This window comes from Glaciecola sp. 1036 (assembly GCF_050306235.1).
GTDB lineage: Bacteria > Pseudomonadota > Gammaproteobacteria > Enterobacterales > Alteromonadaceae > Glaciecola.
On record NZ_JBLWFH010000021.1, the window covers coordinates 1 to 26,641 of the forward strand.

Below are 26,641 nucleotides of genomic sequence, written 5' to 3' on the forward strand. Positions count from 1 at the left end.
GGTCAGCAGTCGCCCCATGAATTTGAAGAAATATACAAATTCGCTAGTTGAGTGTCTACAGATTTAGGGGAAGATCAGACATCACATTGTAAGCTAGCTTCAAAAGCATCTAGACCGCCGGATTGTTTTTCTACAATGTGTTTAAATCGTGATTGATCAATATTAGCTTTTATCATCACCTGAGTAGATTTATCGGTTGCAGACACTGTCGATACAAATAGAACCAATAGAGAAATTAGCATCCAGCTATTTTTTAACAACATCATAAGATCCTTCTGTTGGGTTAGTTCTACATTATCACTAACCAGTGAACAGTGCTAACCTATGTACGATAACTAAAGTACTAATGTTTGATAACCTAAACTTCCTTACGCAATTTAGATATTTAGTCGCTCGGTTTTAGCCTTCGTGTTAGAATAACGGTTTCCATCAGAGCCAGTTGTATGTTATTCACCAATTTAGGTTTATCCCCTGAGATTCTTCGTGCCTTAGAACAAAAAGGTTACACTTCGCCTACACCTATTCAAGCGCAAGGTATTACGCCTATTTTAGAAGGTAAGGATGTACTAGCAGCTGCACAAACGGGCACAGGTAAGACTGCTGGTTTTATCCTTCCCATTATTGAAAAACTATTGAAGGGTAAAAAGACCCGAGGAAATAGCACTAGAGCATTGGTCCTCACTCCTACAAGAGAATTAGCGGCTCAAGTGCAAGAAAACGCAGCGTATTACGCTAAATACACAAATATCCGTAGTGATGTGGTATTCGGTGGTGTGAAAATAAACCCGCAAATGCAGCGGTTACGGGGCGGTGTGGATATTTTGATTGCCACTCCGGGAAGGTTACTCGACTTACATCAGCAAAATGCCATTAAGTTTGATCAAATAGATACCTTTGTGTTGGACGAAGCTGATCGTATGTTAGATATGGGCTTCATTCGAGATATTCGTAAAATAATTGCTTTGTTACCAGCAAAACGTCAGAACCTGATGTTTTCGGCGACTTTCTCTGCTGATATTAAAACCTTAGCAAAAGACATAGTTCAAAATCCAATTGAAATTTCAGTATCACCAGAAAACGCAACTGCACATACGGTAGAACAATGGATTGTGCCTATTGATAAAGCCAATAAACCTGTCGCATTAATTCATTTACTGAAAGAAAATAAATGGCGGCAGGTTTTAGTGTTTAGTCGCACCAAGCACGGCGCAAATAGACTTGCAGAACGACTAAGTAAAGCGAACATTCCAGCCGCTGCGATCCACGGTAATAAAAGCCAAGGTGCGCGAACTAAAGCATTAGCAGCGTTTAAAGACGGCACCGTTAGAGTTCTAGTGGCAACGGATATTGCTGCTCGTGGTATTGATATTAAAGAATTACCGCACGTTATCAATTTCGACTTACCTAACGTGCCAGAAGATTACGTGCATCGAATTGGCCGCACTGGTAGGGCAGGTAGCAGTGGACAAGCTATTTCATTGGTGAGTGTGGATGAATTTGATGAATTATGTGATATTGAGCAAGTCATTCAACAGCTTTTAGAACGTCGCGAAATGCCAGGTTTCGAGCCAAGATTTCCAATACCAGTAGTGGACTTGAAAGCACCACGTAAACCCAAGAAGCCTAAAAAGCCCAAAAAGCAAAAGCCAACAACTCAACCAAAACAGATTTCACAGGCTAATAGCCAGTCAAAAAAATCAAACGAAAAGCCCAAGACTTCGCAAAGTCCAAATGCTAAAAAACGACGAAATCCAAGGCGAAATCGAGCGACTAACCACAAAACCACTGGATCCAATAATTGAGAATTAGATCAGCAATTGTAATAAATTAATTTGGACGCTGTTACATGAATAACGTATAAAAGAGGTTCTAATTAAATATTATGCTCTTGAAGGATTCATAGTATGAGCCGGATATTTAGAAAACAGCGCTATAAATTGTTACTCAAGCAACGTCTTAAAAAATATATTTCTTATGCTTTTGGGGAAATATTATTGGTCGTAATAGGGATATTAATTGCTCTGCAATTGAATAATTGGAACGAACAGCGCAAGCTGCAACATGACGTCAATCAATTACAACAGCAGTTATATCAGGAACTTTCTGATACGCATAAATACTTACAACACACTAATAATAGGCTTTTACAGTATATTGGTTATCTAGAGTGGCTGATAGTCCACTGGTCATCTCTAGAATATGAGAAAGTTTATACTCACATCCCCAGTGAATTTGCTAAGCAGAATCTAACACTACAGTTTTATTTCACAAGTTACTCCCAATTTTACGATCCCAAGCATAGTATTTTTGATGAAGCACTATATGATGGTTCGATGTCTTCCATGGATGTGGAGTTTGTTGCAGCGTTGAATGAAGTATATGTTGGAAGTAATGCTCGAATTAATCAGTTAATTCAAGAAGAATATATATTAGGCAATGAACTGAACAATTACATAGATAAGTCTTACGGTCATTTATTTTTAAACGCAAAGCGAGATGAGCAAGATTGGAGTGAGAATACGTACCAACTGCTATTAGCAGAATTTCGAAACGATGGCGTATTAAGGGCAAAACTCGATTCACGTTTGCAGAGAATTAAAAGTAGACTGTTGATATCTAATTACAGTTTAGAGCTAGTTGAAGATACGTTAGAAAAGTTTAAAGCAGTATCAAAATAAACATTTTAAATTGTTTTGGGATTTCGCAAAACTTAGATAACAATCTACTTAATTTTGAACATTCAATATAAATTTAGGAATTTAATATGGAAACAATAAACTCACTAAAAGTGTAAGTTATTGTCTCCATAATTAAAATTATAAAGCGATCTGTAATCAAGAAACTTTACTTTCGCGTCTGTATTTTGCAATGACAGACCATGCTTCAAGCATCACCAGTACGCTAACAACCAATACTACTAAATCTAAGAATACCAACAGATAGTTAGCGTCTGTCCAGTATTCTTTTAGTTTAATAAGGCCGGCAAAGAATGCCATGACCAACACAAAGGTCATTGGAATCAGGGTATAGATCGCAGGACGATTCATTTTGATTAACATGACAGAGATAACAAGCAACGTTAAAGATGCCAGGATCTGATTGGTTGAACCAAATAAAGGCCAGATAATCATGCCACCACTGCCAGACGCGCCGCCAGCACCAAACGCCAATAATAAACAAGTCGCAACAGCTACTAGGGTCGCTACTATGCCGTTTCTTAACGCTTTTAGGTTATAAATTTCGCCCCATTCTTGGATAATGTATCTTTGTAACCGAACGCCTGAGTCCATGGTAGTACCAGCAAAAAGCACAACCATTACAGCAAGTATGGTAGAAGAGAAATCAACCGGCAATCCCCAACCTTGTTGGATAAGATTAGCCCCACCGGTGATAAAGGCTGCAACACTACCATCGCCTAAATGACTGTATACTTCATGCCATTCTTCAGGAGATGCTGCTAGGGCTACACCACTTACCGCTACTATGGTGATTAGGGCGAGGCAGCCTTCACCAACAGCGCCTAAATAGCCTACAAAACGGGCATCAGTTTCTTTATTTAACTGCTTAGAGCTGGTACCGGAAGATACTATGCCGTGGAAGCCTGATACAGCGCCGCAGGCAATAGTCACAAATAACAAAGGAATTAAACTTGGGGTATCAATGGCGGTTTGTGTATTAAACGCTGGCGCAGTAATGTCTGGCATTGACATAAATACAGCGCCGTAAAGTAAGAATAATCCAACTAATAACTGCATTCCATTGATGAAGTCACGAGGTTGTAACAGCATCCATACTGGAAGCAAAGAAGCGATTGCAGCGTAAACAAACAAAATGATAATCCAGTTTGCATTCGCCGTTAAACCGAATAAATTTTCTGGTAGTTCTAATGGAATGTAGCTTCCGGCATACACTGATGCATACAATACAATAATACCAGCTATGCACATGGGAATAAGGCTGAAATTGCGCTTTAATAATTGGCCTATGATTAGGGCTACCACTATAGCTGCCCATGCAGGAAATACTGCATTAGGTTGGGAAACAAAGGATTTGGCTATGACCACACCAAATACTGCATTTACCATCAACAATACAAGGAAAACCACTATCATAAACAGTGATCGAGAGCGCTTACCGATAACGCTTTCTGACAATGCGCCCATTGATTTACCCTTGTGGCGATTACTAGCCCACAATGCGCCCATGTCATGCACGCCGGCAAAAAAGATAGTACCAAAAACGACCCAAAGAACCGCTGGTACCCAACCCCAATAAACCGCAATTGCTGGCCCAACGATAGGCGCAGCGCCTGCTACAGAGGTAAAATGGTGACCCCATAAAACCACTTTGTTTGTAGGAACAAAATCAACGCCATCACGCAGCTCATTGGCTGGTGTGACAAAATTCTCATCTAAGCGAAATATTCTTGTGGCAATGAATTTGGAATAAACAAACCATCCAAATAGCATTCCCACGATGCCTAGTACGACGATCATTATTGATTGCATATTATTTTTATCCTAATTACTTTAATGACGTCTATCAATGATTCTTGATATACGATATTGAAGAGCTTTCTAGATCAGAAAAACTCGGCGCGCATTAAACCACTGAATGTGGCTTAACGCTCGCCTGTAAGACTAAGGTCTTAGAGGTTATTGTAGTTCATCCCTTAGCTCGGCCATCAAGGTTAAACTTCTCAAGCGTGCTTTTGGCTCGTGGATGGGAAAAGATACAATCAATTCATCTATAGCTGTTTGATTTATGAAAGCGTCTAATTTAGCTCTTACTGAGGATTTTGTACCCACTAAAGCATATTGCAAAATATGATTCACCATGTGTTTTTCAGCAGGAGTCCAACTTTCAGAAATAGTCTTATCAGGTTTAGGAAATGGGGTATTGGCGCGACTGGTGTGCATTTGCACAAATTTCTGCTGTACCGAAGTGAACTGGTAATTAGCTTCCTCTTCAGTATCCGCTAGTACCACCATAATGCCCGCCATAGAATAGGGTTGTGGGTTTTGTTCACTAGGTTTAAATTGATTGCGATAAATGGTCAATGCATCTATTAGTTGGTCAGGTGCAAAATGAGACGCGTAAGCGAAAGGTAAGCCCAACTGCGCAGCTAATTGAGCGCTGTATAAACTCGATCCTAGTAACCACAGAGGTACATGAGTATTGTGCCCTGGAATAGATAATACTGGTCGACTTTCCGCTCCAAGATAGCCTTGTAATTCAAGAATATCTTGAGGATATTGATCCACTGACATTTCGCTGTTGCGTCGAAGCGCTTGGGAAGTACGCATATCAGTGCCTGGCGCGCGGCCTAGACCTAAGTCAATACGATTGCCATAGAGTTCAGCCAAAGTACCAAACTGTTCAGCAATGACCAAGGGCGAATGATTAGGCAGCATTACACCTCCACTGCCAATGCGAATCTTATTGGTCGCGGCGCCAATGTGGGACAAGAGAACAGCGGTGGCGGAACTGGCCACACTGCGCATTCCGTGATGTTCGGCTAACCAATAGCGTGAATAATTATGTTCTTCCGCAGCCACAGCCATTTTACGGGTCATTTGCAACGCATCTGCGATTGAACGTCCTTCAGCTACCGAAGCTAAATCTAATATAGAAATTGGTATCATTTATTTGCTTAGTTACATTATTTCTCAATATTGAAGAGATGTGGTCAACTTGTCTATAAACAAGTCATGTCGTCAATAGCTTCTAGACGTTGAAAGATATTTTTCAATTGACCAAGTTGGATATTCAAATTACGCTATTTTCTCTTCTTTACCTACATATCTCCATATTAGAAAGGCAGAAAAACTTAAGCCGAACATTATGAAAGAATATATAGGATAATCTTCAAATAGCAGGAATTCGCCTTCGAAAAAGTATTCAAATCCATAGATAATAAGGAAGAATATAAGAGGAATTGCGCTTAAGCATCCCACAAAGAACAAGAGCGCCCCAAGCATGGTGCCCAACTTAAACACTATGCTGATATCTTTGGCTGTTGCCATTTGAATCAGCCCATATGAGAAGGTGATTATCGTGAAAACAATAAGCAGTAAAGACACGAGATAAATCAAGTGTAACAATAGCTTTCCCTCGCTAAAAAGTTTCTCATTTATACAATTTTTATAAATGATTCCAATCAATATTGGGGTCTGTTAAAACCTTTTTAATCGAAGGAAGTTCTGGGTTTTTAGTTGCTTCCAGCACTTTTTGATTATTAAGCACATTATAAAAAATATGCTCATCTGAATTAAAATCTTGAAGTTGCTCATTAATTTGCAAATTAGTTTCAAATATTGAGGCGACTATTTCGATTAAATCCCTTAGAGAAGCTTCTTGACCTGTAGAAAGGTTGTAAGTATTTAAATTATCAATAGGTCTCGAAATAAGTTTCAGGCTAAGCTGCATCAAGTCATTCATTTGGATATAATCTCTCACAGTTTTCGCTGGCACTCTAAGGTTAATAGAGGAAGTGGAATTTTTAATTGAATCCAATAAGTACTTTACAAAGCCTACGCCATTTTTGACTGTTTGTCCTCCACCATAAGGGTTTGTAATTCGCAAAATTAATCCCTTTTTAACGTATTTATTTACTAACTCCTCTTGTAGAGCTTTTTGTATTCCATATGAGGATATAGGTTTAAGCTCATCCGATTCAACCGCAGGAGAAGACCGTTCTCCATAAACAGTTCCTCCGCTAGAAATAAAAATGTAGGGGAGATTTGCATAATGTTCTTTTAACAGGATTTGGTAAGGTTGTAATAATTTCTTTATTTCACTTACTGGTTGATTTGGCGAATTAGGTGAGACATAACTCACAAAGTCGATGACCAAATCACAGTTCAACTTTTCTAAATGGTCTACCGCTTTGTGATCACTTAAATCAATGGCATGATGATCTTTGCGGCTAGCAGTAACACTTCTGCCTGCACATAAAACGGTATATCCCGACTGGATTAAGTGCTTTGAAAATGCTTGGCCTAAATATCCATTTCCACCTAAAAGCAAAACACGTTTCATTAGATTAAATTCACTCTTTTACATAGGGATGAAGTTCTATTGATTTGTGACTCACTGATCAGTCTCAGGTGACTTAGCAAGTTGTCATTAACGAATTCAACAACAACGCGTAAAACAGAGTAAAAACTAAAAATTAAAACATGCATGCTAGGCGTAAGATTTCCTTGTCTGATAACTTCAAAATACAGTAAATAACAATATTTGTGTATTGAAGTAGTGAAAAGCGTCCGTATCATCTATATGACCATTATTTACTCATAAATTCCAGTCATTTTACATGGCTCTTAACAATTGTTTTCCTGCAAAATAGTCTTGTTTAAAAAATAATCAAAAACAATCTTTGCAAGCATGGATATTTGGTGTAGGATAATTTTTAGCTGCCTTTTGTGTAGTAGGTAATAAAGGAATAGCAAGCGCCGATTTTAAAAGGAAAATAGGTCCCATGAAAAAGTTAATATTTATATTTTTACTCGTAGTGCAAGCAAATGCAGCTTTCGCGTCTGCTCTTATTTATGGTTTTGAAGGTGAGGTCACCTTTACTAATGAAGGACCTAATAATAGTTTCAGCATTGGTGATACTGTAAACTACAGTTATTTAATCTCCCTAGATAGAGACGCTGAGTTTTCTCTTGTTGGGGATGCAGTGGTAACTACGTTTTCAGTTCTAGATGGATTACCAGCCTATTATGCAGAATATCTTGGCGGTGACTTACCCTCAGATCCAGTACAAAACAATATTTTCGAATCCTTTAATTATGGAAACCACACGCCGGTAGCGTCTGGGTTTTATTCCGCGATACAAACATTCTTGCCAAGCCTCTCATTTTTGTTTCCAACAAATTTTGACAGCACAGTGTACGATTGGGATTTTGGAACCGCATTCACCCTTCAAAACATTTGGGTAAATGACAATGGTGAAGAGTTTGCGCTAGAAGCTCAGTTGAATCTTATATCTATTAGCGTAGTTAATGACGTTAGCGCTAGCGAGTCAGGTGTGCTGTTGTTGTTGGGTTCATTAGCATTGCTTTATGTGAGAAGAAAACGTTAATAAGTTTTTTAGCTTTCTTATCGAGCGTCGAAGACAGATTGAACATTCATTCTGTTTTCGATGCGACTCACCTCTGTAGACTGTCTTTAATTTCTAGTTGCCTAGTCTAAATTTCCTCAGCCATTTCTGATTAGATCATATACCTTTATAGTTTCTTTAGCAGTAGCTTCCCACGTGAATTCCTCTGCTCGTTGATATCCTAAGGTTATCATTTCGTCTCGTCTTTGCTTATTACTTGTTATAGTGTTTATTGCAGATGAAATACTTTCATAAGAATATGGATCTACGAGTTCTGCAGCTCCGTTAGCAATTTCGGGAAGACAGGAGATATTGGATGTGATTACAGGAAGACCACAAGACATAGCTTCAAGAACAGGAAAGCCGAATCCTTCCCATAAGGTTGGAAACAAGAATAAATCTGCTGCACTATAGAGTGATATTAAATCTTCATCGCTTACATAACCGAGTTCAATAACATCATTTTCTAGCTTCAAACGGCTTATCGTTTCGTCGATGCCATGTAAATCCCAAAAGCGCCTTCCTGCTAATACTAATTTGTGTTCACTCTTAGTCTGCTGTTTATAATGATGGAATGCTTCTAGCATTGTCGCAATATTCTTTCTCGCTTCTAGTTTTCCTACATAAAGCAAATAAGGGCCATCTATCTTAAAAACACGCTTAACGACTTGCTGAGCGGTTTCAATTGGTTGCTTTGTAAATCGATTCTCAATACCGTGGTATACCACTGAAATTTTCTCAAGTGGAATGTTAAAATACTCAGATGTCGTTTGACGACTGTGCTCGGATATACAAATTATGTGCTTTGCCTGTGCTAACCCCCTTTCTATCATTGGGCAAAGACGGCGCCTGATAGCTATGGGATAAAACTGAGGGTGCGTAAAAGGCGATACATCATGCATTGTAAAAATGGAGTCGACCAAAGAAAATGGCGCAGGGATAAATGTGCTGTGATATAGAGATACTCCGGAGAGTGATAAGCTAATAGGCAGTGAAATCGGCAAACTGATCCAACGCATTGAAGGTCTTAAACGATGAAAAATCAGGTTGTCATATTCTTTACTGAATATAGAAACAGCCTTTTCACTGAAGCAAAATATATGATACTCGTTGTTTGGGTCGTTTTTTGCAACGTTTTCGACCAACATCTTCTCATAGGTTTCGGGGCCAGCGTCTTGCCGTCCAGCGCATGCGACGAAGATCCCTGTCTTCATTTTTCCAATAAACCCCGATACATAGTATTTAATGTTTGAGCTGATTTTTCTAATGAATAATCCTGCTCAATAAACTGACGAGCTCTATTTCCTAATGCTGTGGCAAGTTCTGGGTCTGTTACTAGCCGAGATACTGATTTTATAAACTGATCACTAAATCGACTAGCGCCAGCTGCGGGCACCAAGATACCGTTTACATCATCACGAATAACCTCAGCAATACCTCCTACTGAAGAGGCGACTATAGGCAAACCATTGGCCATGCCGCTGACTATTGCCATGGGAACCCCTTCTGCATGGGAAGGATGAACTTGAATATCAGCAGCTTGCATCAAGGAATCAAGCTCACTTGTAAAGCCAATGAAGGTGACATAGTTAGATAAATCAAGCTCAGTGCACAGTTTTTTTATGTCATCTTCCAGAGGGCCTCTACCAGGTAGCCATAGGCGTAATTGAGGGAAGAGGGAATGTAGCTTCTTAAAATTTTGTAAAAGAATGTCGTGACCTTTTTCTGGGTAGAAACGGGATACATTTATTAATACAATATTCTCGTCTGTTGCCCCATACTCTGCTCGTTTTTTAGTTCTCTCATCTACTGATAGCCATTTTTCTATTGGCGGCATGCCTGCAGGAAGCACTTGGACCTTATTCCTATTTATACCTCTTTTCCAGGTGTTTTCCATAGTTGTCATGCATTGGGATGTGATTAAATCAAAACGTTTTAACACTTTTTGGTTTATCCACTGAAGCATATTTCGTTTCCATCCAAAATCAGACCAGACATATAATGAACTCACGCATTTAATACCCAAACGTTTCGCTGATATTAAGCCAACGATGTCAGCGTATGTATTGTGAGTGTGAACTATGTCAGCATTCGCTGCTTTCAGTATTTTATTTAAACGTCGTGACGCACTGAAAATTGGCTTGCCTCGATGCCAAGGAATAGTTTTGACACTAAAACCGGCTTTTTCAGCTGCTTCAACAAAAAGTCTTTCGCTATTATCAGGATTTGAAAAACAAACTAGCTGTACATCAATCACTTTTGGATTCAGCGAATGTAACCAATTTAAAACTATTGTTTCAACGCCCCCAAAATCAATGGTATGTAGTAAATGAACTACGTTGATTTTTTCGTAAGGCGCTTTTGTTTTGGATGTCGACTCTGTAGATAAAATGATGCCAGCAAGAGTAGAATCTAAACTATCTATTGACTTTTTCATGTCTTCTACGTCAGTCTGGCGTAAGAGTCCCTTAGCGCCAACACCAACAACCTGATTTACATGTGAAGCCAAAAGCGCAGTCTCAGAATATTCAAGGAATTCTGGTGCTGAAATGATAACACCATCATATTGATGGCTAAGTTCATTAAATAGTCTTTGTCCACCTCTAGAAAATAGTTGAGCAATGACATGAGCGTCGGTTTTACCAGCAGGCAATAGGTAAAGACCAGCAACAAAGGTCGGCTTAATCGCTTCGTTAATAGTAAGTTTTGCGGAAACTACATCTGACAGCCCATTCTCATTCTTAATTGCAAAATTCTTATGCAACTGAGGATTTCGACAGTTAGCGTCGATAAGAAGTACTTTTCCAGATTCTTGAGTGAGTGCCATTGCATGAGCTACTTGACTAGCAACTTCAGCTGAGCCGTGATCTTTCGATACGCCAGTAAACATTATGATGCTGCCGTCAGTCTCGAAAGTAGCTCTTAACCGAGCGGCTAATCTAACAGCATCATCATTGAGTTTCAGTTGGTCAAGATTATGGATATCTAAAATAGTATTTAATTGTTCACGAGATAATTGTCCCTCACGTACAATAAGCTCTCCAAATAGAATGTCCTCGCCATTACTCTTTCTAGATTCTTGTTCCTTTAGGCGCTGTTTTAATTGATCTTCGGACAAATAGCCAAGCTGCACCATCTTTTTGCCGATATGACTTGCATCATGCATTTTCAAACCTCAACTTCACTTGTCATTCATATTGACTATTGTTATTCAAAACGTAATCGAGAAATCCATATTTCTCGGCTACCTTTGGCATTTTCTGTAACTGCACCAGCATCAGCAATTGTAATTTTATTGATTAAATGGACTTCTAACTTACGGTTTTTCGCTTTTGAATTATCTACTACCATGTCATTGATTGAAATCGATATGCTTTTTGATTTTTCGCCGGGTTGAACTACGGCATAAAAAGCCTCGCCAGTATTTTCTTCTACTTGAAATAGTATTGGACCTGACACATTACTCATAATATCAAATTTGATTACGGACATGTCTTCCAGTTCGCCTGCTGCTATGGCCTTTGAAAGCCATTGAAAACGTCCTTTTTTGTAATCAAACGACCAATGCATCGCTTTTTGGTCACTAACTGGGTAGTTTTTTAAGCTCACATTATCTGCACTTGAAGAACTAAATAAATCATTATGTTCGGAAAATCCAATAATTAATTGTTCTGGTTCAGTTTTTGGCGCTTGGTCCGGAGAAGATGCACCTGAAGATGGAGTCGCTAACATTTCTTGCCAAGTCGACCAGGCAAGCTTTGGTTCTAAATGTTGGTTAAAGAAACCAATATTTTGCCACAGCAAATATGCGTCGTTATCTACCTTTAAATCTTCAAACAGTTTTTCGTAGTCAACAGTCATAAACCAGACTACAAACAAATAATTATCTTGTTTAGCAAATTCAACTAAATCTGTTAAATATCTTTGTTGTAGTTTTTCACTTCCATTCATTTTGAGGTCAAAACTTTTAAGCTCAACATTTTGAGAAGAATACCCAGTTTCACAAATTGCGATTGGTACTCCCATTTTTTTTGAGTAGTCTCCAAGCCAAGCTAATGGGGTGCGCCATTCTTGAGGGGGAGGGGGTAAAGGGTCTGCACCAAATTCTTCATGGAAAACGGACATATAAGGATAAAAACTAATGCCTATAAAGTCGCTATTCTTAACAACAGTTTCTACTCTATCTTGTATAGATTCATCCATTAATGTTTGCAGACCAAATGAAATGCCGATAGCAAGATTCGGATAGTCCTTTTTAATATTCGAATATACGTGAAGATAAAGGGATTCAAAGTCGCGCCATCTTCCTGGTTTACGGTGGGCTAATTCTCCAGCTTCCAAACCAATATTTATGTAATCAGGTTTAAAGTATTCAATTGCTCTGCGTACGTAATTTAGATAAGCAGTTTTGACATCATCATCGTCAAGATCATTGTTTAAAAAGCTCGAAGAAGTAGAGGAGCCTTCACTTGGTGCTATTAGATTTACTCTGTCCTCGGCTAAGGGAGCGAGTGCTAGATAAGTAGGTTTTCCCGCTGGTTTGTTTTCTAGATGCTCTCGCCAGCTATCCTGTACTTTTTTAGGATAGGGCCTGTCATTTAATAACGCTTCTTGCCAAGGAATACCGTTATCTCGCTGGACTACAAATATTTGTCCATTATCGTTTGCTAGTTTAAATGATCGTTTTACTGCTTTTGGCTCAAATGCGTAAGGAAAAGGAGTAAAACCGAAAAATGGGCTATTTTCTGGAATTATTGGTTTAACATTATTTGAACTTGCAGGTTCCTTGTTCTCAGTACCTGTGGATGAACAAACGGTTAATGTGAACAAACAACACAAACAAATAATTAAGTAGTGCTTTTTATTTAATAACATTTCGGCAACTCTATGCGGCAATCACAAGCTCGTCTATTAATACTTTCAAACCGTCTGATAGATTGAATTTGGGTGACCAACCTATCATAGCCTTAGCTTCAGAAATATCAGAGTAACTTCTCTGCATCTCTGTTGGACGAATTTTTTGCTGGTTAATAATAATTGAAGTATCGGCTTTCATCATGTCAATAATGGTATTAGCTATAAGCTGAACAGATAATTCTTCTGCTCCTGATACATTAATAACACTGCCATGTACAGAATATGCATGTTCTAAAGACAATAAATAAGCGTCAACGGCGTCGTCTATGTAAAGCGGTGCGCGCGTTTGTAATCCACCATCTAAAGTAATACTTTTATCACCACGTAAAGCACAGTTGATAACAAACTTGATCAGGTTTAGAGGTTGCCTAGCGCCATATACTAGCGTGGGTCTAACCGAAACTGCATTAAATCCATGAAGATTTCCAAATAATTTAGCATATTCCCAGCCGGCAATTTTAGAAATTGCATAAGAACTGTTTGGTCCAACAGGGGTCTTGCTAGAATATGGTACCGCGTTAGTCCCGTAAACTTTTGCAGAATCTCCGTATACGATTACTTCTGGGTTATTTGATTTTGTAAAGGCATCTAGTAGATTGATTGTTCCTTGGATATTTACATCAACAGTATCTACGGACTGTTGAAAACCTTCACTAGCGTCTGGCTGCGATGCCATATGAAAAATAATATGGGGATTAAAATCGACCACAGTTTGAGAGATTTTTTCTTGGTCGAGTAGATCACATGGAACAAAATTAATTTGGTCTTTATGAAGAATATGATCTAGCTTACCTCGTTTTCGGGAAAGGGCAAGGATATGAGAGTTTGGAATGGATAAATCTGAAAGTAAAGATTCGACTATATGAGATCCAATAAATCCACCTGCTCCAGTAATTAAAACTCGCTTATTACTGAGATCCATACCCTTTCTCCTTAAATACGCTAGGTTGAATGCTCTTCTCAACTGTTGCGAAACTACCGTAAATATCTGTAAATGGAAACAAAGTTAAGTTGCAATAATCTTTCTGAAGTTCTACTTAGCCTAATTAAAATGCGCCATGGCGAAATATAACGCCTTTTACCGTTAATAAAACGATTTTGATGTCAAACATCAATGAGCGCTTTTCAACGTATTCAACGTCAAGGTCAACTGTTTCATAAAAACCTAGTCTTCCTCTTCCAGAGACTTGTGCTAGGCCTGTTATACCTGGACGCACAGTAAACTTTTTCAACATCTCACCTTTGTAATAAGGGAGCATTTCAGGAATTTCAGGTCTTGGGCCAACAAGTGCCATCTCACCAGTTAGAAGACACCAGAAATTGGGTAGTTCATCTAAGGTGGATTTTCTCAACCAACGTCCTTGGCGAGTAATACGAGGATCTTCCTTTACCTTAAAATATAAATCTTGAAGTTCTTTATCGTCATACTTATATGCATACCATTCAGGGAATCTCTCTCTGGCATCAACATACATAGTGCGAAATTTAGTGAAGCGAAATAACTTAGTTCCTGCACTCACTCGTTTTTGTACGAAGAGCACTGGACCGCGACTGTCGAGTACTATAACTATAGCTACGAACAGCATTAGAGGCAAGCCAATTGTAAGTGCAATTAGGGCTACTGTTATTTCAATTAAACGAAGCGCCAACGAGGGCTTTTCGATAGGATAAGGAAACGCCTGCTCAGCCTCTTTTTGGGTAGAAATATTTCTACCTTCAAAAACACCCGCTTTCCCAATTGTTTTTTCCAGAGCAACTTCTGAGCCATTACCACTGTAAGAATTTATGTTTTTTCTTGCTGTATCTACGACACAATCCTGCATTGTATTTTCTGCGCCAATCATTGCCTTCCCATTCATTGCCCTAATCTCCTTTTCCTTGCTGAATATGTTAACTAAACAAACTTTTAAACTTTTTAGGCTATTTGGCGTAACTACTTAAATAAAAAAGTAATGGCTCTTAGTGTGAAATGCTTTATCACACTGAACTACAAAACCCTTAGTGTGTCCTACTACCAGCTAAAGCGTGAAAAAACTAAATAAACCTTCTTGTTAAATAATCACGAACTTAATTGAAACAAACAATTAAGCCGCCGTCCTTGAATCAACAAGATGCATTTCGGTTCTTCCAGTCATCTTTGACGAAGACTTCCAACTTTTATAAAAAACTGATGCGATTTTATATAAAAATTCAGTTAGCAGTTTAAAAAGCGTCAAATTTCTGACTATGTAATCACAAAAATTAAAAAAGTTCCAGAGATTATGATGATAATTTGAACGATTTTATGTTCAAATTTGTTATAAAAAAGGGCTTCTGTAGATCTTTTGGCAATAGATTTGAAAAAATTACCAAAGTTAATTGCTTTGCTGAGAAAAACAGTGAATATTAGAAAGTGACAAATAAATCGCAACGGACTTTTATGCAAACCAACACAAGGAATAAACGTTTTTAATGACAAGATACACTAAAACGCTTTAGTCGATGTCGAAAGACATAACAACAACTAAGCAGGGACTGATAATACTCGTAATAGGGAGAGGATTAGATAAAAAGTGATTTTTCATGATTATCTCTGCCAAACCCGTTAACTAATAAAGCACGTCAAATCTTAGGTCGTTGTATGCTTCTAATTTTGAATAAAGGCATTTCGTGCATCCTTTCACTTTAAACCGCATCTTTGCCTGATGGTATGTTTAGAATCTTTAAGGTCTTGGAATAATATCTCGTAAACTAGACCTAAGAGAACAGCCGTTGCCAATTAGTATTAATAAGTTAGAAGCAAGATGAAATTATTGAGAACAGCATTTTACGCAGGATTTATACTCATATCTCTTTCTGGTTGCGCCAGCACGGACTATGATGATGTAGAGCGTCCTGACATCCCAACCAGAGAAATTGCTAATCCATACGTATATAAACTGGGCGTAGGCGATAAATTCAGTGTCAAATTTTTCTACAATCCCGAACTTAACGAAGAAATCATGATTCGGCCAGATGGTAAAGCATCTTTGCAACTTGCCGGAGATATCGAAATGGCCGGGTTAACTGTAGAAGAATTGCGCCTGAAGTTAACGGACCAGTTCACTAGCTTTCTAAAAAATCCAGAAGTTAGCGTTATTGTTCGTGAAATTGAGTCACAGCAAATCTTTGTCGGTGGGGAAGTCGTTAATCCCGGAATGTACAAAGCAACTGGAGGGCTATCTCCGCTGCAAGCCATATTTTTGGCCGGTGGCGCTGAGGCGACAGCAGAGCTTAGTACTATAGTAATTTTGCGGGATAATGGAGAACCTTTCTTAGACTATTACATTATCGACATGGAAAATAACTTGGGGCAGCCGAATCAATTTCAATATTTTCAGTTGCAAGCCAATGACATAGTGTTTGTTCCACAGTCTCGTATAGCATCAATAAATCAATTCGTTGATCAATACATACAAAAAATGTTGCCGATTTTGGGTAATTTAAACTTTAGTGTCTTTTATGACATTAATGGCGACCGAACGAATTTGTAAAAGGAAGTTTATTGTGGCGTTTTTTGACTATACAGAAAATAACGAATCCTCAATTATTGAAGATATTTTGACCATTGTTCGAAGGAACATCAAATTCATTATAATCACGTTTTTGCTAATTTTAGCGGCTGTTTATGGTTCTTTGTTATACATGACGAACCAATACGAGTCTTATGCTTTGTTAATGGTGCAGCTAGGCAGAGAAAATACTGAAGTACCAATCACTGTTGATAATGGCGGCGTTTTTGCCAGTGGTGTACAAAAAGAAGAAATCAATTCGTATGTTAACTTGCTCTCTTCTAGAACTCTGATTGAAACGGCCCTTGATGAAATTGGTGAAGAGAGATTTAGTTTTGAGGCACCGCCACCAGAAACTTTGTTTCAACATTTAAAGTATTATGTGAAATCGGCGGCCAAGTGGAGTAAAACCCAACTAGAAGAAGGTCTTATACTTACCGGCCTTAAAAACAGAATGTCTGAACGCGCTAAAATCATTACCCTAATTGAGCGCTCGTTAAGTGTAGCCCGTGAACGAGATTCAAATATCATAAGAATTTCCCTACGACTACCAGACCCTGCGCTGGCTCAGTTGACCATTCAAACCTTAATAGACAAATACCACGAAAAACACGTTTCAATTCGCCAAACTAATAATATCCAAGCTGCCTTTAATGACCAGAGCTTAGTTTACAAAGACCAATTGATGAATAAACGGAATGAAATCATATCCATTATGAATACTTGGAATATTACTTCTGTGGAAGAACAGCGTGCGGAATTAATTAAGAATGTGCATAAAACAAAATATGCCATGAGTGAAAAAGAAACACTAAAACAAGAATTGATAACCAAAAGACCTATTATCTTACAGCAAATTGAGCAAGAGCCGTCAGTGCGAAAAGAAGCGGAAGTTTTTAACAACGGCAGTGAAGAAGCCATTCGAGAAGAATTAGCAAAACTTAGAATTCGGCAAATCAATGCTCAAAATAGATATAGCCAAAACTCAAAAATGCTAGAAATTATCAACGAAGAAATACAAGAAATGGAACAATTGCTATCAAATGAACGAGAGCAACAATCTACCAGTGTAACATTTCAACCAAATCCAAGAGCTGAAAACTTAAGAAATCAAATTAAAGAAATTGATTCCAAAGTAGCAGGGCTTAATGCTGCTATTCAACAGGATCTGAATAATATTAAACGTTTTGAAGATGAAATAAGACGTCTCGATCAGGGCAGTAATTTGCTTACTGTAGCTGAGTTAGAATACTCGGTACTTGAAACGAAATACCTCTCAAGTGCATCACGTTTAGAACAAGCAAAAATTGCTTTGGCCCTTGATGCCGCTCAAATAGCTAATATTTCCACAGTGGCAGCAGCCAATTTGCCTACAGTACCTGTTGCTCCCAAACGTCTTCTATTGCTAGTGATTGGCGCTGTGGTTGCTTTAATTGCAGGCGTTGGACTAGCGCTTTTACGTGAATGGTTGAGTGATATTGTGCATGAAGAGCGAGACATCATATCTTTAGATGGGGTTAAATTTTTAGGGCATTTTGAAAAAGCGACAGCGAGCAATTCGGTAGCAAATATAAGTTGACCGATATAGCCACTATTGTTAGCAAGAGATTTGACGGTGATAACATGACAACTAACCCAATCAAAAAGACAATGTTAAGAGGCTTCCAAAGAATATTTATAGGTGTTTTTTGTGCTATTTTGCCGGCTTATTCCTGCTTCGCTCAAGATGCTAAGTGGCAACCAATAGGTCCGCGAGCTGCCACTGTTATTAGTATGGAACGGTCACTAGTAAGTCCAAACATCGTCTATGCTGGTACCTATTTTGGTGGCTTATATAAAAGTGTAGATGGTGGGATTAGTTGGGCTCATCTTGAATCATCACTTTCAAATAAGGCTGTTTTCGCAATAGAAACTGATCCTTTAAACCTCACCACTTTATACGCAGGCACCTTTGAACATGGAATTTATAAATCTTTAGATCAAGGTGAATCTTGGGAGTCGATAAATAATGGTCTAACAGATCTTTCTATTCAAGACATTTTATTAATTCCGGGGCTTCAAAGAGTCTTAGCTGCCACAGAAGAGGGCGTGTTTTATTCAGACGATGGCGGCAATTCCTGGACTAAAGCAAGTGCAGAGCAAGACAGGCTTTATGGCAAAACGCTGATTCAGGATGCAACGGATTCTGATACCATTTACTTGGGGACTAGTGGCTTTGGACTCTTCAAAAGTACTGATAACGGTGCAGTTTGGACTCGTATTACAAACGGCCTTTCAGATGCCATCGTTAATAGCCTTACACATAATCAAAGTGGCGAGATAGTCGCTGCAACTCAGAAAGGCGTTTTTAAAATAGCGCCTTCTGAATTAATAACCAATACCGGTAGTTGGACGGATATTAGTCATAATTTATTAGACGTACCTGTATTTGATTTATTAACTGTAAGCAACGATAACACTATTGCTGCAACCCAAGATGGTATCTATCAATTTAATGGTGATAATGCTTGGGAATTGTGGGATACATTCCCCGCGCGTTTGTTATTCGGTACTCCTGGTGGTGAAATGATCCATGTTGCAGGCGCTTTAGATATCATGGAGCTTACCGGCGACATGGGAGCCAACTTTTTCAGTGTTGATAAAGGATTACAGAACCGATTTGTAGGGGCTCTTCACACTGTAAAAGTATTTGATTGGACAGTTATTTTTGCAGGCACGGACAAGGGGGTAGAATTAACCTCTGAATTTTTTAGCTTTGAAGGAGAGCTGCCTTGGTTATTGACTCGTGAGTTTAGCGGAGCCGTATTTGACCTGATTTCACACCCAATAATGGCAGATATTATTTATGCTGGCGCTGAAAGAACTGGCGTATGGAAATCCACAGGTTTTGGTTCCGAATGGATGCAAAAATCAAAAGGCATGGTGCCCACGCTGATTAATGATATTGCGCAAACCGCAGGTGAGAATCCGATTCTTTATACTGCGACTAGCTCGGGCGTTTATATTAGTCGAGATAATGGAACCACTTGGCGCACCTACAGTGACACTGCAACGCCTCGACATGCAACAACTGTTGCACTAAATACAGCAACTGATTTAGTTGCGTATTACGGAACAGAAGCAGGGGAAATATATTCTACTTTTGATGGTGGAGAATCATTCTTTCTACGTTGGCCCGGCAATGGTAAACCAATAAAAGATATTGCTGTTGCGCCTTTTTATAATATTTACGCAATCACATCAGACGGGCAAGTACTTTCATCATCGGATGGGGGTAGTAACTTTTTCCCATTAGAAGCAGCAGCCGGTTTTAATGCGACGCAAATCGTAATTGATCCCATTATGCCTTGGGTTGCTTATCTTTCAACTGCGGATAATGGAATATTTAAAACCACCACTAGGGGCTTAGAGTGGGAAGAAATCAATACAGGTGTAGATATTCCATATATTTTTTCCATAGATATTGATTCTGAAGATCCAGATTTACTCTATGCGGGGACGGTAGATGGCTTATTTAAAACTACTGACGGTGGGACAAACTGGGTATATTTGAATGAGGGCCTGCCAGAGGGGTTTGTCAATCGTGTAAAAATATCACCATCAGATAGCAAAGTAATATACGCCAACATAGACGAAACAAGCGTTTATAAAAGCAGTGATGGCGGTCAAAACTGGGAAATCCATTATGAAAGTGATGAAAATTCCATTGCATTACCGATTCTACCAGATCGATCAAATCTCGATACTATTTATCTAGGTGATTACCAAACAGGATTGAAAAAGACTATCGATGATGGGGAAAGTTGGACCAACATAAATGACGGCTTGACTCTTTTCGTTAGAACTTTAGCTACCACGCCTTTGGAACCAGATACCTTATATGCTGGCTCGTTGTCTGCAGGTATTTTTAAATCTACTGATGCAGCCGAAACTTGGTCACCTATGGGACTTCAAGAACGCAATATATTTAAAGTGTTAGTTGATCCCAGCGACAGCAATACCGTTTATGCAGGTACTTCCTTAGGTCTTACAAGATCAACTAATGGCGGTTTAGATTGGCAAGATTTAGGACAAAAATTGGATTTTGTGTTCCAAGTTCAGGTTGATAATACTGACCCTGATATAATTTACCTCACAGGCCTAGCTGGTTTCATTTCAAAAAGTACAGACGGAGGCCAAAGCTGGCGCCTGCTAGAAACTGATCTTCCTAATGCAAACATTCTTGCGATTGCCCAAGATCCAGTTAGCGGTGCTATTTACGTAGCACCAGAGCGTGAGGGGATATATAAAAGTGAAGATGGTGGTGAAACTTGGACCGCTACCAATAATAGTTTATATGGAGACCAAGTTACAACAATAGTGATAGACGATAATAGTAATATTTATGTTGGTACCCAGAAAAAAGGAATTTTTGTCAGTACAAATCAAGGACAAGAATGGATACAACAAGATATTACAGATACTGATGAAGAAATTTATATTTCGTCTATTTCCGTGATGAGTGCGACTACTGAAACAAATACTCATATCTTTGCCTCGATTTTAAATGACAACGAAAATAGCCTAAAGGTTGTAGCGACAGAAGCAGGAAGCTCTGAGTGGAAGAATGTCAGTAATGGTATTGTTGAAGTCGGCATCAGTTCAATAAGTAGTGGTGCAAATCCATCGCAGTTATATGCTATCGCCTCGAGTCCAGCTGTTGTCTATGAAAGCCTAGATAATGGTGAATCATGGGAACCCATTGTCACTTTAGATGTTAGTTCAAACTTAAGTAAAATCTTAACCGATCCAAAAAATCAGCAGCAATTATATGTGTTTACCAACAACGACGGGTTAATTGTAAGTTCTGACGGAGGAAACTCTTGGTTTGAAGCTACCTCACTTGAATCCAATAATATCAATCAATTAATACTGACCGACGAAGGACAATTATTAGCTGCAACTCTCGGGCAAGGTCTTGTGATTAGTGATGATCAGGGAGTGTCATGGAGTGGCGGTGCCAATACTGGCATCATATATTCTTCAATATTAGGTATTGCAGTTAATCCAAGTAATTCGAATCAAATTTTTCTCGCAACAGGTGGTACAGGAATTCACCGCAGTAATGACGCCGGAGTTGGTTGGGACGCCGTAAACAACGGACTCGGCGATTTGAAAATCCTGTCATTACTCATGGATCCAATCGATCCGCGAATTCTCTATGCTGCTACAGCAGAAAGCGGCGTTTTTGTTACCCATGACAGTGGAGATAATTGGACACCGTTAAATAATGGGCTTTTCAACAAAACTATCACTTCCTTAAGTATCGACCCCAATGACAACACTATTATCTATGCGGGCACTGAGGGTGGTGGGGTATTTAGAATTACACAATGAAAACCTCAGAAGCGAATTTTCATCCCATCACAACTGCCTTTTGGTATTGGCCGGTTGCGGTATTAATAGGGATTGCTATCGCTTATATAGGAGCTCAATTCTCTCCAATGCTAGCCCTAGCTGCCGGCATAGGAGTATGCGGCGGGATGATACTTTTACGTTATCCTGAGTTGGGCTTATTAATTACAGTAGCCATCATTCCAATTGAGCGCTTTGGTCGTTTTACTGACGATAATACAGAATTCACTATTTCATTAATGAGAATAATCGGGATTGCGACACTTGGGGTGTTAGTTATACACAAACTAACGCGCAAAAAGCAGTTCACCATTGATAAAACGCTGTTTTTATACGGTGCTTATGCATTTCTGGCAATTCTCTCCGTGACATATACAACCGATACGCTAGGAACTGTGCGGGCGGCGTCTTCTATCATTGCTAACCTCATGTTCTTATTTGTTCTAATAAATCTTACTACTCATAAGAAATTAGTGTTTCAATCTTTATTAATATGGTTGGCCGTTTCAGTCGCTATTGCGGTTTACAGTACCTATGATTGGCATCTAGGTTCAGGCCAAGATGCAGCCTTATTTATGAGCGGTGATGATGATCCGGGTAAAGGCGTTCAGACCACTGAAAATAGGTGGTCTACCATCTGGGTTGATAAAGCTGAGTTGGAGACTTTAGGAGGTTTGAGTTTGCGTCGGACAATGGGATCAACGTCTCATTCCGCTGTTTATGGTATAAACCTTATTATGACGCTTCCGTTCTTTTTGTTTCTCTTAAGATACTCAAAAAATCGCCTTACCAGTATGATTTTGTGGGGTTCACTAGCCGTAATTTGCTACAACATTCTGCTAACCAATACGCGAGCAACTATATTGTTAGCAATGGGAGTAGCTGGACTTTGCGTGTTTAAAGGGCTGCATCGAGTTACACTTGGCCAAGTAGGACTTGGGCTGGTGGGGTGTATCGCGTTAATACTGGTATTACCTGAAGATATTTTCAATCGGATCTTGGATATTTCCAATTATAGCTTCGAGAATTCTGCATCTCTGCAAATTAGATTAGAGTACATATATGCAGGAACAAACGCATTTTTAGACAACTGGTTATTTGGCTTAGGCGTGTCTAATGAAAACATCATTCCGGACTACATTAATAGTTGGTCTAATGCCCCAGAAAAAACTACGGCACATAATATTTACTTGCAAACTCTCATGGAGCTTGGCATTTTAGGATTTGCCTGTCTTTTTGGATTTGCAGCTCTTTTGCTTCGTTACAGTATTGTGGCAGCAAGAAACTTTCGCGCACATCCAGATATGCAACAGGAATATTGGTTTATGGTAAGCACTCAAATCACAATGATAGCAGTGCTAATTTATGGTCTTCAGGTTGACGTTTTTCATTTCCCACTGAAGGGATGGTGGATGTTAGCTGGGTTTACTATATTGATGTACCATTATAGCAAGCGTCTAAAGACGCCTAGCACAGACGCGTTCTCATTTAATGAACAAACAAAAAGGGAGTTGGAGTGATGGCTGATAAAACAGACGTAGCCGTTATCCTCATAGGGCTAAATGCAAAACGTTACGTGTTGGAATGTTTGGAGTCGATCTTCGATGCGACTTGGCGAGACGTCACCTATGAAGTTATTTACATAGATAATGGGTCTAAAGATGGCAGTGCAGATGCTGTCAAAGAACAGTTTGGTGATTCGGTAAATTTAATTGCCAACGACACAAATTTGGGCTTTTGCCCAGCTGGCAATCAAGGTGCAAGACTTGCCAATAGTCGATATTTATATTTCATTAATGATGACACTTTAGTCGTTGATGACGCCATAGCGCTCACTGTGGAATATATGGATGAGCATGACGATGTAGGAACCGTGGGTAGTCGACTAGTGTTTCCGGATGGAGAAGAACAATATTCAGGTCGTCGCTTTCCAAACATATATAGCTCTATCTTTGGACGCAGATCTTTTCTAACTCGCATATTTCCTAATTTTAAACCCGTTACCGATTATCTTTGCAAAGAACAGTTAGAGAAAGGTGAGCCCTTCGAAGTTGATTGGGTGTCAGCTGCAGGGCAGGTAGTAAAAAAGGACGATTTTTTGTCTGTAGGTGGATTTGCTGAAGATTATTATTACTGGCATGAAGCTGTATTTTGCCATCGACTGAGCTTGGCGGGCAAAAAAATCATCTTGGATCCAAGATCAAAAATTATTCATTATGAAGGTAAGGGGAGTGGACCTCGACCTCTTGCAGTACAACGCTTTCATATCATCGATTTTCACAAGGGCGCATTTCGAGCCTATTGCGAACGCTACAACTTGCCATTTTTTAGTATTACAAGAGTTTTGACCGCTACAGCTCTTTCCTGTAGAGGTGCTGCATTGCTATCTATGGCATATTTGAAATCATTTACCAAACGAGAAAAGGCTTAAATATGAATGCACAGACAGAAAGCTTAGGAGCGACTGAGCAAGTAGAATTTCCAGTGCCACTCATTTGCCCTAACTGCAAAGAAGATGCACTTAGTCATGAATCTGATGGGACAGCTCATTGTACTAGTTGTAACACTCATTATTCGCGAGAAAATGGCTTCCTAGATCTTATAATCGGTGAAAGGTTTGAAGATGACTCTGATTGTGAATGCTTATGTTACGAAGAGAACAGTAATGATTACACTGCTAGGAATTATTGGGTACCTCTTTTCTCATCCTTACAACAACCTAAAGACCGTCCATTAAGAATATTAGCTGTTGGATGTGGCACAGGTGTTGAAGTTGATATTTTAAATGAGCAAGGCTTTGAGTGCGTTGGGATAGATTGTGGTAATAGAACACAGGTTTGGCCTAATCGTAAATTTAAACATAATTTCTTACTTGCAAATGGCATGAAACTTCCATTTCCTGATGAATATTTTGATGTTGTATTTACTGGCTGTGTATTTCCTCACGTAGGAGTCGTTGGCGATAGCTTCGTCACCAAGGACGACTATTTAGAAGATCGAGTAATGCTTGCTTCTGAAATGTCCAGAGTACTTACTAAGGGCGGCAATATTGCGGTGAGTAGTCCGAATCGATTGTTCCCATTTGATTTATTTCATGGAAGAGAACCGGGCAATTACACCCCTAGATTTAATCGCCCAGGAGAGCGTTTTTTATTAAGTGCTAATGATTACCGAGAAATGTTTGTGAATGCAGGGTGCACTACAGCTGTACCTCAAAAAACAGAGGGATACTGGGGCTTTGTTAGAGCCAAACACAGTTTTAAAGGCTCTATTTTAACTCTTCCTATTCGTTTCATGTTTTGGTTGAGTTCTCGAGAAACCTTTAAATTTTTGCGTTCAACACCTTTTTCTCCATGGCTAGTCATGTTGGCTAAAAAATAAATGAGCGCTGCAGGTGAAGTGAAAACTGCAGGTAAAAAACAAATAGTAAAAGAGTTTAGCCTTGTTACTTTTGCCAAAGTGCTAGCCCTTGGTTCGCTTTTTGTTTGTGGTGTTTTTATTGCAAGATTTATTGGTCCCGTTGAATTTGGGTTTTATTCAGCGGCTTTGTCTTTCATAATCTTGTTTGATGCCATTATCGGTCAACCTCTTGATAATGCCGTGATTCGTTTTAGTTCACATCACTCGCAATGGAGAGAGCGGACAGAAAAAATTCAAGGATATGTGTTGCGCATCAAGTTGTGCGTTGGATTTGCACTTTGCGCTATTGCATTCTTGTACCTCGATGAACTGACCACTTTGATGTTTGATCAATCCGCCAGCATCAATCTACTTATCTCAGTGATGGGGTGTGGTATTATTTTGCTGATTGTTCGAAGTTCAGCTTGTTACTTTCAAATTAATCAACTGTTTGCAGAATATGCTAAGTTTGACGGTTTGCAAGGGCTTCTCCGTTTGGTATTTGTGGGGGTGTTCATTCTTTTAGGCGTACAATCAGCTTCCTTCTATGTAGCCATTTATGGTTTAGGCTCCCTTTGCGCCTTTGTAGTTTTTTTTACTTTGATAAAGCAGAATTTTTATTTTGCAAAAACGCCAGATAAAAACGACAAGCGAAAAATTATGTCATACATTGGCGTTACCTCCTTTATCGTTGTCTTAAGTACAATTACGGGTAAAGCTGATATTCCGATACTCTCAACTATGGGCACTGCCGAGGAAACCGGGCATTATTCAGCCGCTATGCAAATAGCCATGATTGGAACCCTTATGGCGTCATATATGGCGGTCGTTTTCTATCCAAAAGTTGTTGAAATGGCGAAGCAGGGCACGCTAGCAGGTATGATTAAACTGAACCTATGGTCCGCATTAGCTATTTCAGTTTTTTGCGTACCAGTGGCAATTTACTTAGTTCCTTTGGTTCTTCCTTTGATCTTTGGAGAACAGTTTCAGCCTAGCATTCTTATTCTTCAGATTTTATTTGTGGGCATTTGTGCCGACTTTGTTGTGATGCCTATTCTACTGCCATTCGCTCTTCAGCAAACTGCCAATAAAATACTTGTCGGGGAAATTGTTATTACCTTACTCTTCTTTATTGGGATTTTCACAATTCCATCTCTTGATGCCTTAAAAATGGCATTATTGGTCAGTGGAATAAGAGTGTTGAAAATGAGTTTATATTTATCAGTGACGGTTCACTTTTTAGTTCATAACAAGAAAAGTGAGACCTAAACTTATTTCCACTGAGCACAGAGAA

General features: G+C 39.1%; 20 protein-coding genes. 10 read left to right on the forward strand and 10 right to left on the reverse strand.

Annotated elements, in window-relative coordinates; translation table 11 throughout:
• Positions 1–74: 74 nt before the first annotated feature.
• Positions 75–266, reverse strand: a complete 192-nt coding sequence (locus ACNKW3_RS18795) for a hypothetical protein (RefSeq protein WP_427400878.1) — start codon at positions 264–266, stop codon at positions 75–77.
• Positions 267–443: 177 nt separating this feature from the next.
• On the opposite strand from ACNKW3_RS18795, the gene ACNKW3_RS18800 reads away from it, so the two are divergent.
• On the forward strand, positions 444–1,802 hold the full coding sequence (locus ACNKW3_RS18800) for a DEAD/DEAH box helicase (RefSeq protein ID WP_427400879.1): 1,359 nt from the start codon (positions 444–446) through the stop codon (positions 1,800–1,802).
• Between the two features lie 102 nt (positions 1,803–1,904).
• Entirely contained in the window at positions 1,905–2,678 is a 774-nt protein-coding gene (locus ACNKW3_RS18805; RefSeq protein ID WP_427400880.1) for a hypothetical protein, read from the forward strand.
• A gap of 156 nt (positions 2,679–2,834) precedes the next feature.
• Here ACNKW3_RS18805 and ACNKW3_RS18810 read toward each other — a convergent pair whose 3' ends face one another.
• From ACNKW3_RS18810 to ACNKW3_RS18825, 4 genes are all read right to left on the reverse strand, one after another.
• Positions 2,835–4,508, reverse strand: a complete 1,674-nt coding sequence (locus tag ACNKW3_RS18810; RefSeq protein WP_427400881.1) for a carbon starvation CstA family protein — start codon at positions 4,506–4,508, stop codon at positions 2,835–2,837.
• Positions 4,509–4,655: 147 nt separating this feature from the next.
• Positions 4,656–5,645: an LLM class flavin-dependent oxidoreductase gene (locus ACNKW3_RS18815; protein WP_427400882.1), complete on the reverse strand. Its 990-nt coding sequence runs from the start codon at positions 5,643–5,645 to the stop codon at positions 4,656–4,658.
• 129 nt (positions 5,646–5,774) lie between these two features.
• Positions 5,775–6,026 (reverse strand): hypothetical protein, encoded by a 252-nt coding sequence (locus tag ACNKW3_RS18820; RefSeq protein WP_427400883.1) that lies wholly within the window; start codon positions 6,024–6,026, stop codon positions 5,775–5,777.
• 118 nt (positions 6,027–6,144) lie between these two features.
• Positions 6,145–7,041: an NAD-dependent epimerase/dehydratase family protein gene (locus tag ACNKW3_RS18825; RefSeq protein ID WP_427400884.1), complete on the reverse strand. Its 897-nt coding sequence runs from the start codon at positions 7,039–7,041 to the stop codon at positions 6,145–6,147.
• Positions 7,042–7,483: 442 nt separating this feature from the next.
• Between ACNKW3_RS18825 and ACNKW3_RS18830 the strand changes: the two genes are divergently transcribed.
• Positions 7,484–8,089 (forward strand): hypothetical protein, encoded by a 606-nt coding sequence (locus ACNKW3_RS18830; protein ID WP_427400885.1) that lies wholly within the window; start codon positions 7,484–7,486, stop codon positions 8,087–8,089.
• A gap of 116 nt (positions 8,090–8,205) precedes the next feature.
• Here the strand turns inward: ACNKW3_RS18830 and ACNKW3_RS18835 are convergent, their stop codons facing one another.
• From ACNKW3_RS18835 to ACNKW3_RS18855, 5 genes are all read right to left on the reverse strand, one after another.
• Positions 8,206–9,321 (reverse strand): glycosyltransferase family 4 protein, encoded by a 1,116-nt coding sequence (locus tag ACNKW3_RS18835; RefSeq protein WP_427400886.1) that lies wholly within the window; start codon positions 9,319–9,321, stop codon positions 8,206–8,208.
• On the reverse strand, positions 9,318–11,273 hold the full coding sequence (locus ACNKW3_RS18840) for a glycosyltransferase (protein ID WP_427400887.1): 1,956 nt from the start codon (positions 11,271–11,273) through the stop codon (positions 9,318–9,320). Before ACNKW3_RS18840 ends, ACNKW3_RS18835 begins: the two co-directional genes overlap by 4 nt.
• Positions 11,274–11,314: 41 nt before the next feature.
• The gene (locus ACNKW3_RS18845; RefSeq protein WP_427400888.1) at positions 11,315–12,982 is read right to left on the reverse strand and encodes a hypothetical protein; all 1,668 of its coding nucleotides are present in this window, start codon (positions 12,980–12,982) and stop codon (positions 11,315–11,317) included.
• Positions 12,983–12,992: 10 nt separating this feature from the next.
• Positions 12,993–13,946 (reverse strand): NAD-dependent epimerase/dehydratase family protein, encoded by a 954-nt coding sequence (locus tag ACNKW3_RS18850; protein WP_427400889.1) that lies wholly within the window; start codon positions 13,944–13,946, stop codon positions 12,993–12,995.
• Between the two features lie 124 nt (positions 13,947–14,070).
• Positions 14,071–14,883, reverse strand: a complete 813-nt coding sequence (locus tag ACNKW3_RS18855; protein ID WP_427400890.1) for a sugar transferase — start codon at positions 14,881–14,883, stop codon at positions 14,071–14,073.
• 924 nt (positions 14,884–15,807) lie between these two features.
• Between ACNKW3_RS18855 and ACNKW3_RS18860 the strand changes: the two genes are divergently transcribed.
• Genes ACNKW3_RS18860 through ACNKW3_RS18890 form a run of 7 tightly spaced genes read left to right on the forward strand, consistent with a single transcriptional unit; the run spans position 15,808 to position 26,616 of the window.
• Complete coding sequence (locus ACNKW3_RS18860; protein WP_427400891.1) at positions 15,808–16,536, forward strand: polysaccharide biosynthesis/export family protein; 729 nt, start codon at positions 15,808–15,810, stop codon at positions 16,534–16,536.
• A 13-nt stretch (positions 16,537–16,549) separates the two neighbouring features.
• The gene (locus ACNKW3_RS18865) at positions 16,550–18,133 is read left to right on the forward strand and encodes a GumC family protein (protein WP_427400892.1); all 1,584 of its coding nucleotides are present in this window, start codon (positions 16,550–16,552) and stop codon (positions 18,131–18,133) included.
• A gap of 44 nt (positions 18,134–18,177) precedes the next feature.
• Positions 18,178–21,930, forward strand: coding sequence for a WD40/YVTN/BNR-like repeat-containing protein (locus ACNKW3_RS18870; RefSeq protein WP_427400893.1), 3,753 nt, complete (start codon positions 18,178–18,180; stop codon positions 21,928–21,930).
• A complete protein-coding gene (locus ACNKW3_RS18875; protein ID WP_427400894.1) occupies positions 21,927–23,468 on the forward strand; it encodes an O-antigen ligase family protein in 1,542 nt (513 codons plus the stop codon). The genes ACNKW3_RS18870 and ACNKW3_RS18875 overlap by 4 nt, the downstream gene beginning before the upstream one ends.
• Entirely contained in the window at positions 23,468–24,379 is a 912-nt protein-coding gene (locus ACNKW3_RS18880) for a glycosyltransferase family 2 protein (RefSeq protein ID WP_427400895.1), read from the forward strand. Before ACNKW3_RS18875 ends, ACNKW3_RS18880 begins: the two co-directional genes overlap by 1 nt.
• A 2-nt stretch (positions 24,380–24,381) precedes the next feature.
• Entirely contained in the window at positions 24,382–25,329 is a 948-nt protein-coding gene (locus ACNKW3_RS18885) for a class I SAM-dependent methyltransferase (RefSeq protein ID WP_427400896.1), read from the forward strand.
• Positions 25,330–26,616 carry an oligosaccharide flippase family protein gene (locus ACNKW3_RS18890; RefSeq protein WP_427400897.1) on the forward strand — a complete coding sequence of 429 codons (1,287 nt, stop codon included), beginning with the start codon at positions 25,330–25,332 and terminating at the stop codon, positions 26,614–26,616. It abuts the gene before it with no gap.
• Positions 26,617–26,641 lie beyond the last annotated feature (25 nt).

What these genes read in the sequence shown, in the direction of transcription:
- ACNKW3_RS18800 (WP_427400879.1), top strand. Translation starts at nt 444, where the DNA reads ATGTTATTCACCAATTTAGGTTTATCCCCTGAGATTCTTCGTGCCTTA.
- ACNKW3_RS18825 (WP_427400884.1), bottom strand. Translation starts at nt 7,041, where the DNA reads ATGAAACGTGTTTTGCTTTTAGGTGGAAATGGATATTTAGGCCAAGCA.
- ACNKW3_RS18845 (WP_427400888.1), bottom strand. Translation starts at nt 12,982, where the DNA reads ATGTTATTAAATAAAAAGCACTACTTAATTATTTGTTTGTGTTGTTTG.
- ACNKW3_RS18890 (WP_427400897.1), top strand. Translation starts at nt 25,330, where the DNA reads ATGAGCGCTGCAGGTGAAGTGAAAACTGCAGGTAAAAAACAAATAGTA.
- ACNKW3_RS18855 (WP_427400890.1), bottom strand. Translation starts at nt 14,883, where the DNA reads ATGAATGGGAAGGCAATGATTGGCGCAGAAAATACAATGCAGGATTGT.
- ACNKW3_RS18835 (WP_427400886.1), bottom strand. Translation starts at nt 9,321, where the DNA reads ATGAAGACAGGGATCTTCGTCGCATGCGCTGGACGGCAAGACGCTGGC.
- ACNKW3_RS18875 (WP_427400894.1), top strand. Translation starts at nt 21,927, where the DNA reads ATGAAAACCTCAGAAGCGAATTTTCATCCCATCACAACTGCCTTTTGG.
- ACNKW3_RS18880 (WP_427400895.1), top strand. Translation starts at nt 23,468, where the DNA reads ATGGCTGATAAAACAGACGTAGCCGTTATCCTCATAGGGCTAAATGCA.
- ACNKW3_RS18870 (WP_427400893.1), top strand. Translation starts at nt 18,178, where the DNA reads ATGACAACTAACCCAATCAAAAAGACAATGTTAAGAGGCTTCCAAAGA.
- ACNKW3_RS18810 (WP_427400881.1), bottom strand. Translation starts at nt 4,508, where the DNA reads ATGCAATCAATAATGATCGTCGTACTAGGCATCGTGGGAATGCTATTT.
- ACNKW3_RS18830 (WP_427400885.1), top strand. Translation starts at nt 7,484, where the DNA reads ATGAAAAAGTTAATATTTATATTTTTACTCGTAGTGCAAGCAAATGCA.
- ACNKW3_RS18795 (WP_427400878.1), bottom strand. Translation starts at nt 266, where the DNA reads ATGATGTTGTTAAAAAATAGCTGGATGCTAATTTCTCTATTGGTTCTA.
- ACNKW3_RS18885 (WP_427400896.1), top strand. Translation starts at nt 24,382, where the DNA reads ATGAATGCACAGACAGAAAGCTTAGGAGCGACTGAGCAAGTAGAATTT.
- ACNKW3_RS18815 (WP_427400882.1), bottom strand. Translation starts at nt 5,645, where the DNA reads ATGATACCAATTTCTATATTAGATTTAGCTTCGGTAGCTGAAGGACGT.
- ACNKW3_RS18805 (WP_427400880.1), top strand. Translation starts at nt 1,905, where the DNA reads ATGAGCCGGATATTTAGAAAACAGCGCTATAAATTGTTACTCAAGCAA.
- ACNKW3_RS18860 (WP_427400891.1), top strand. Translation starts at nt 15,808, where the DNA reads ATGAAATTATTGAGAACAGCATTTTACGCAGGATTTATACTCATATCT.
- ACNKW3_RS18820 (WP_427400883.1), bottom strand. Translation starts at nt 6,026, where the DNA reads ATGGCAACAGCCAAAGATATCAGCATAGTGTTTAAGTTGGGCACCATG.
- ACNKW3_RS18840 (WP_427400887.1), bottom strand. Translation starts at nt 11,273, where the DNA reads ATGCATGATGCAAGTCATATCGGCAAAAAGATGGTGCAGCTTGGCTAT.
- ACNKW3_RS18850 (WP_427400889.1), bottom strand. Translation starts at nt 13,946, where the DNA reads ATGGATCTCAGTAATAAGCGAGTTTTAATTACTGGAGCAGGTGGATTT.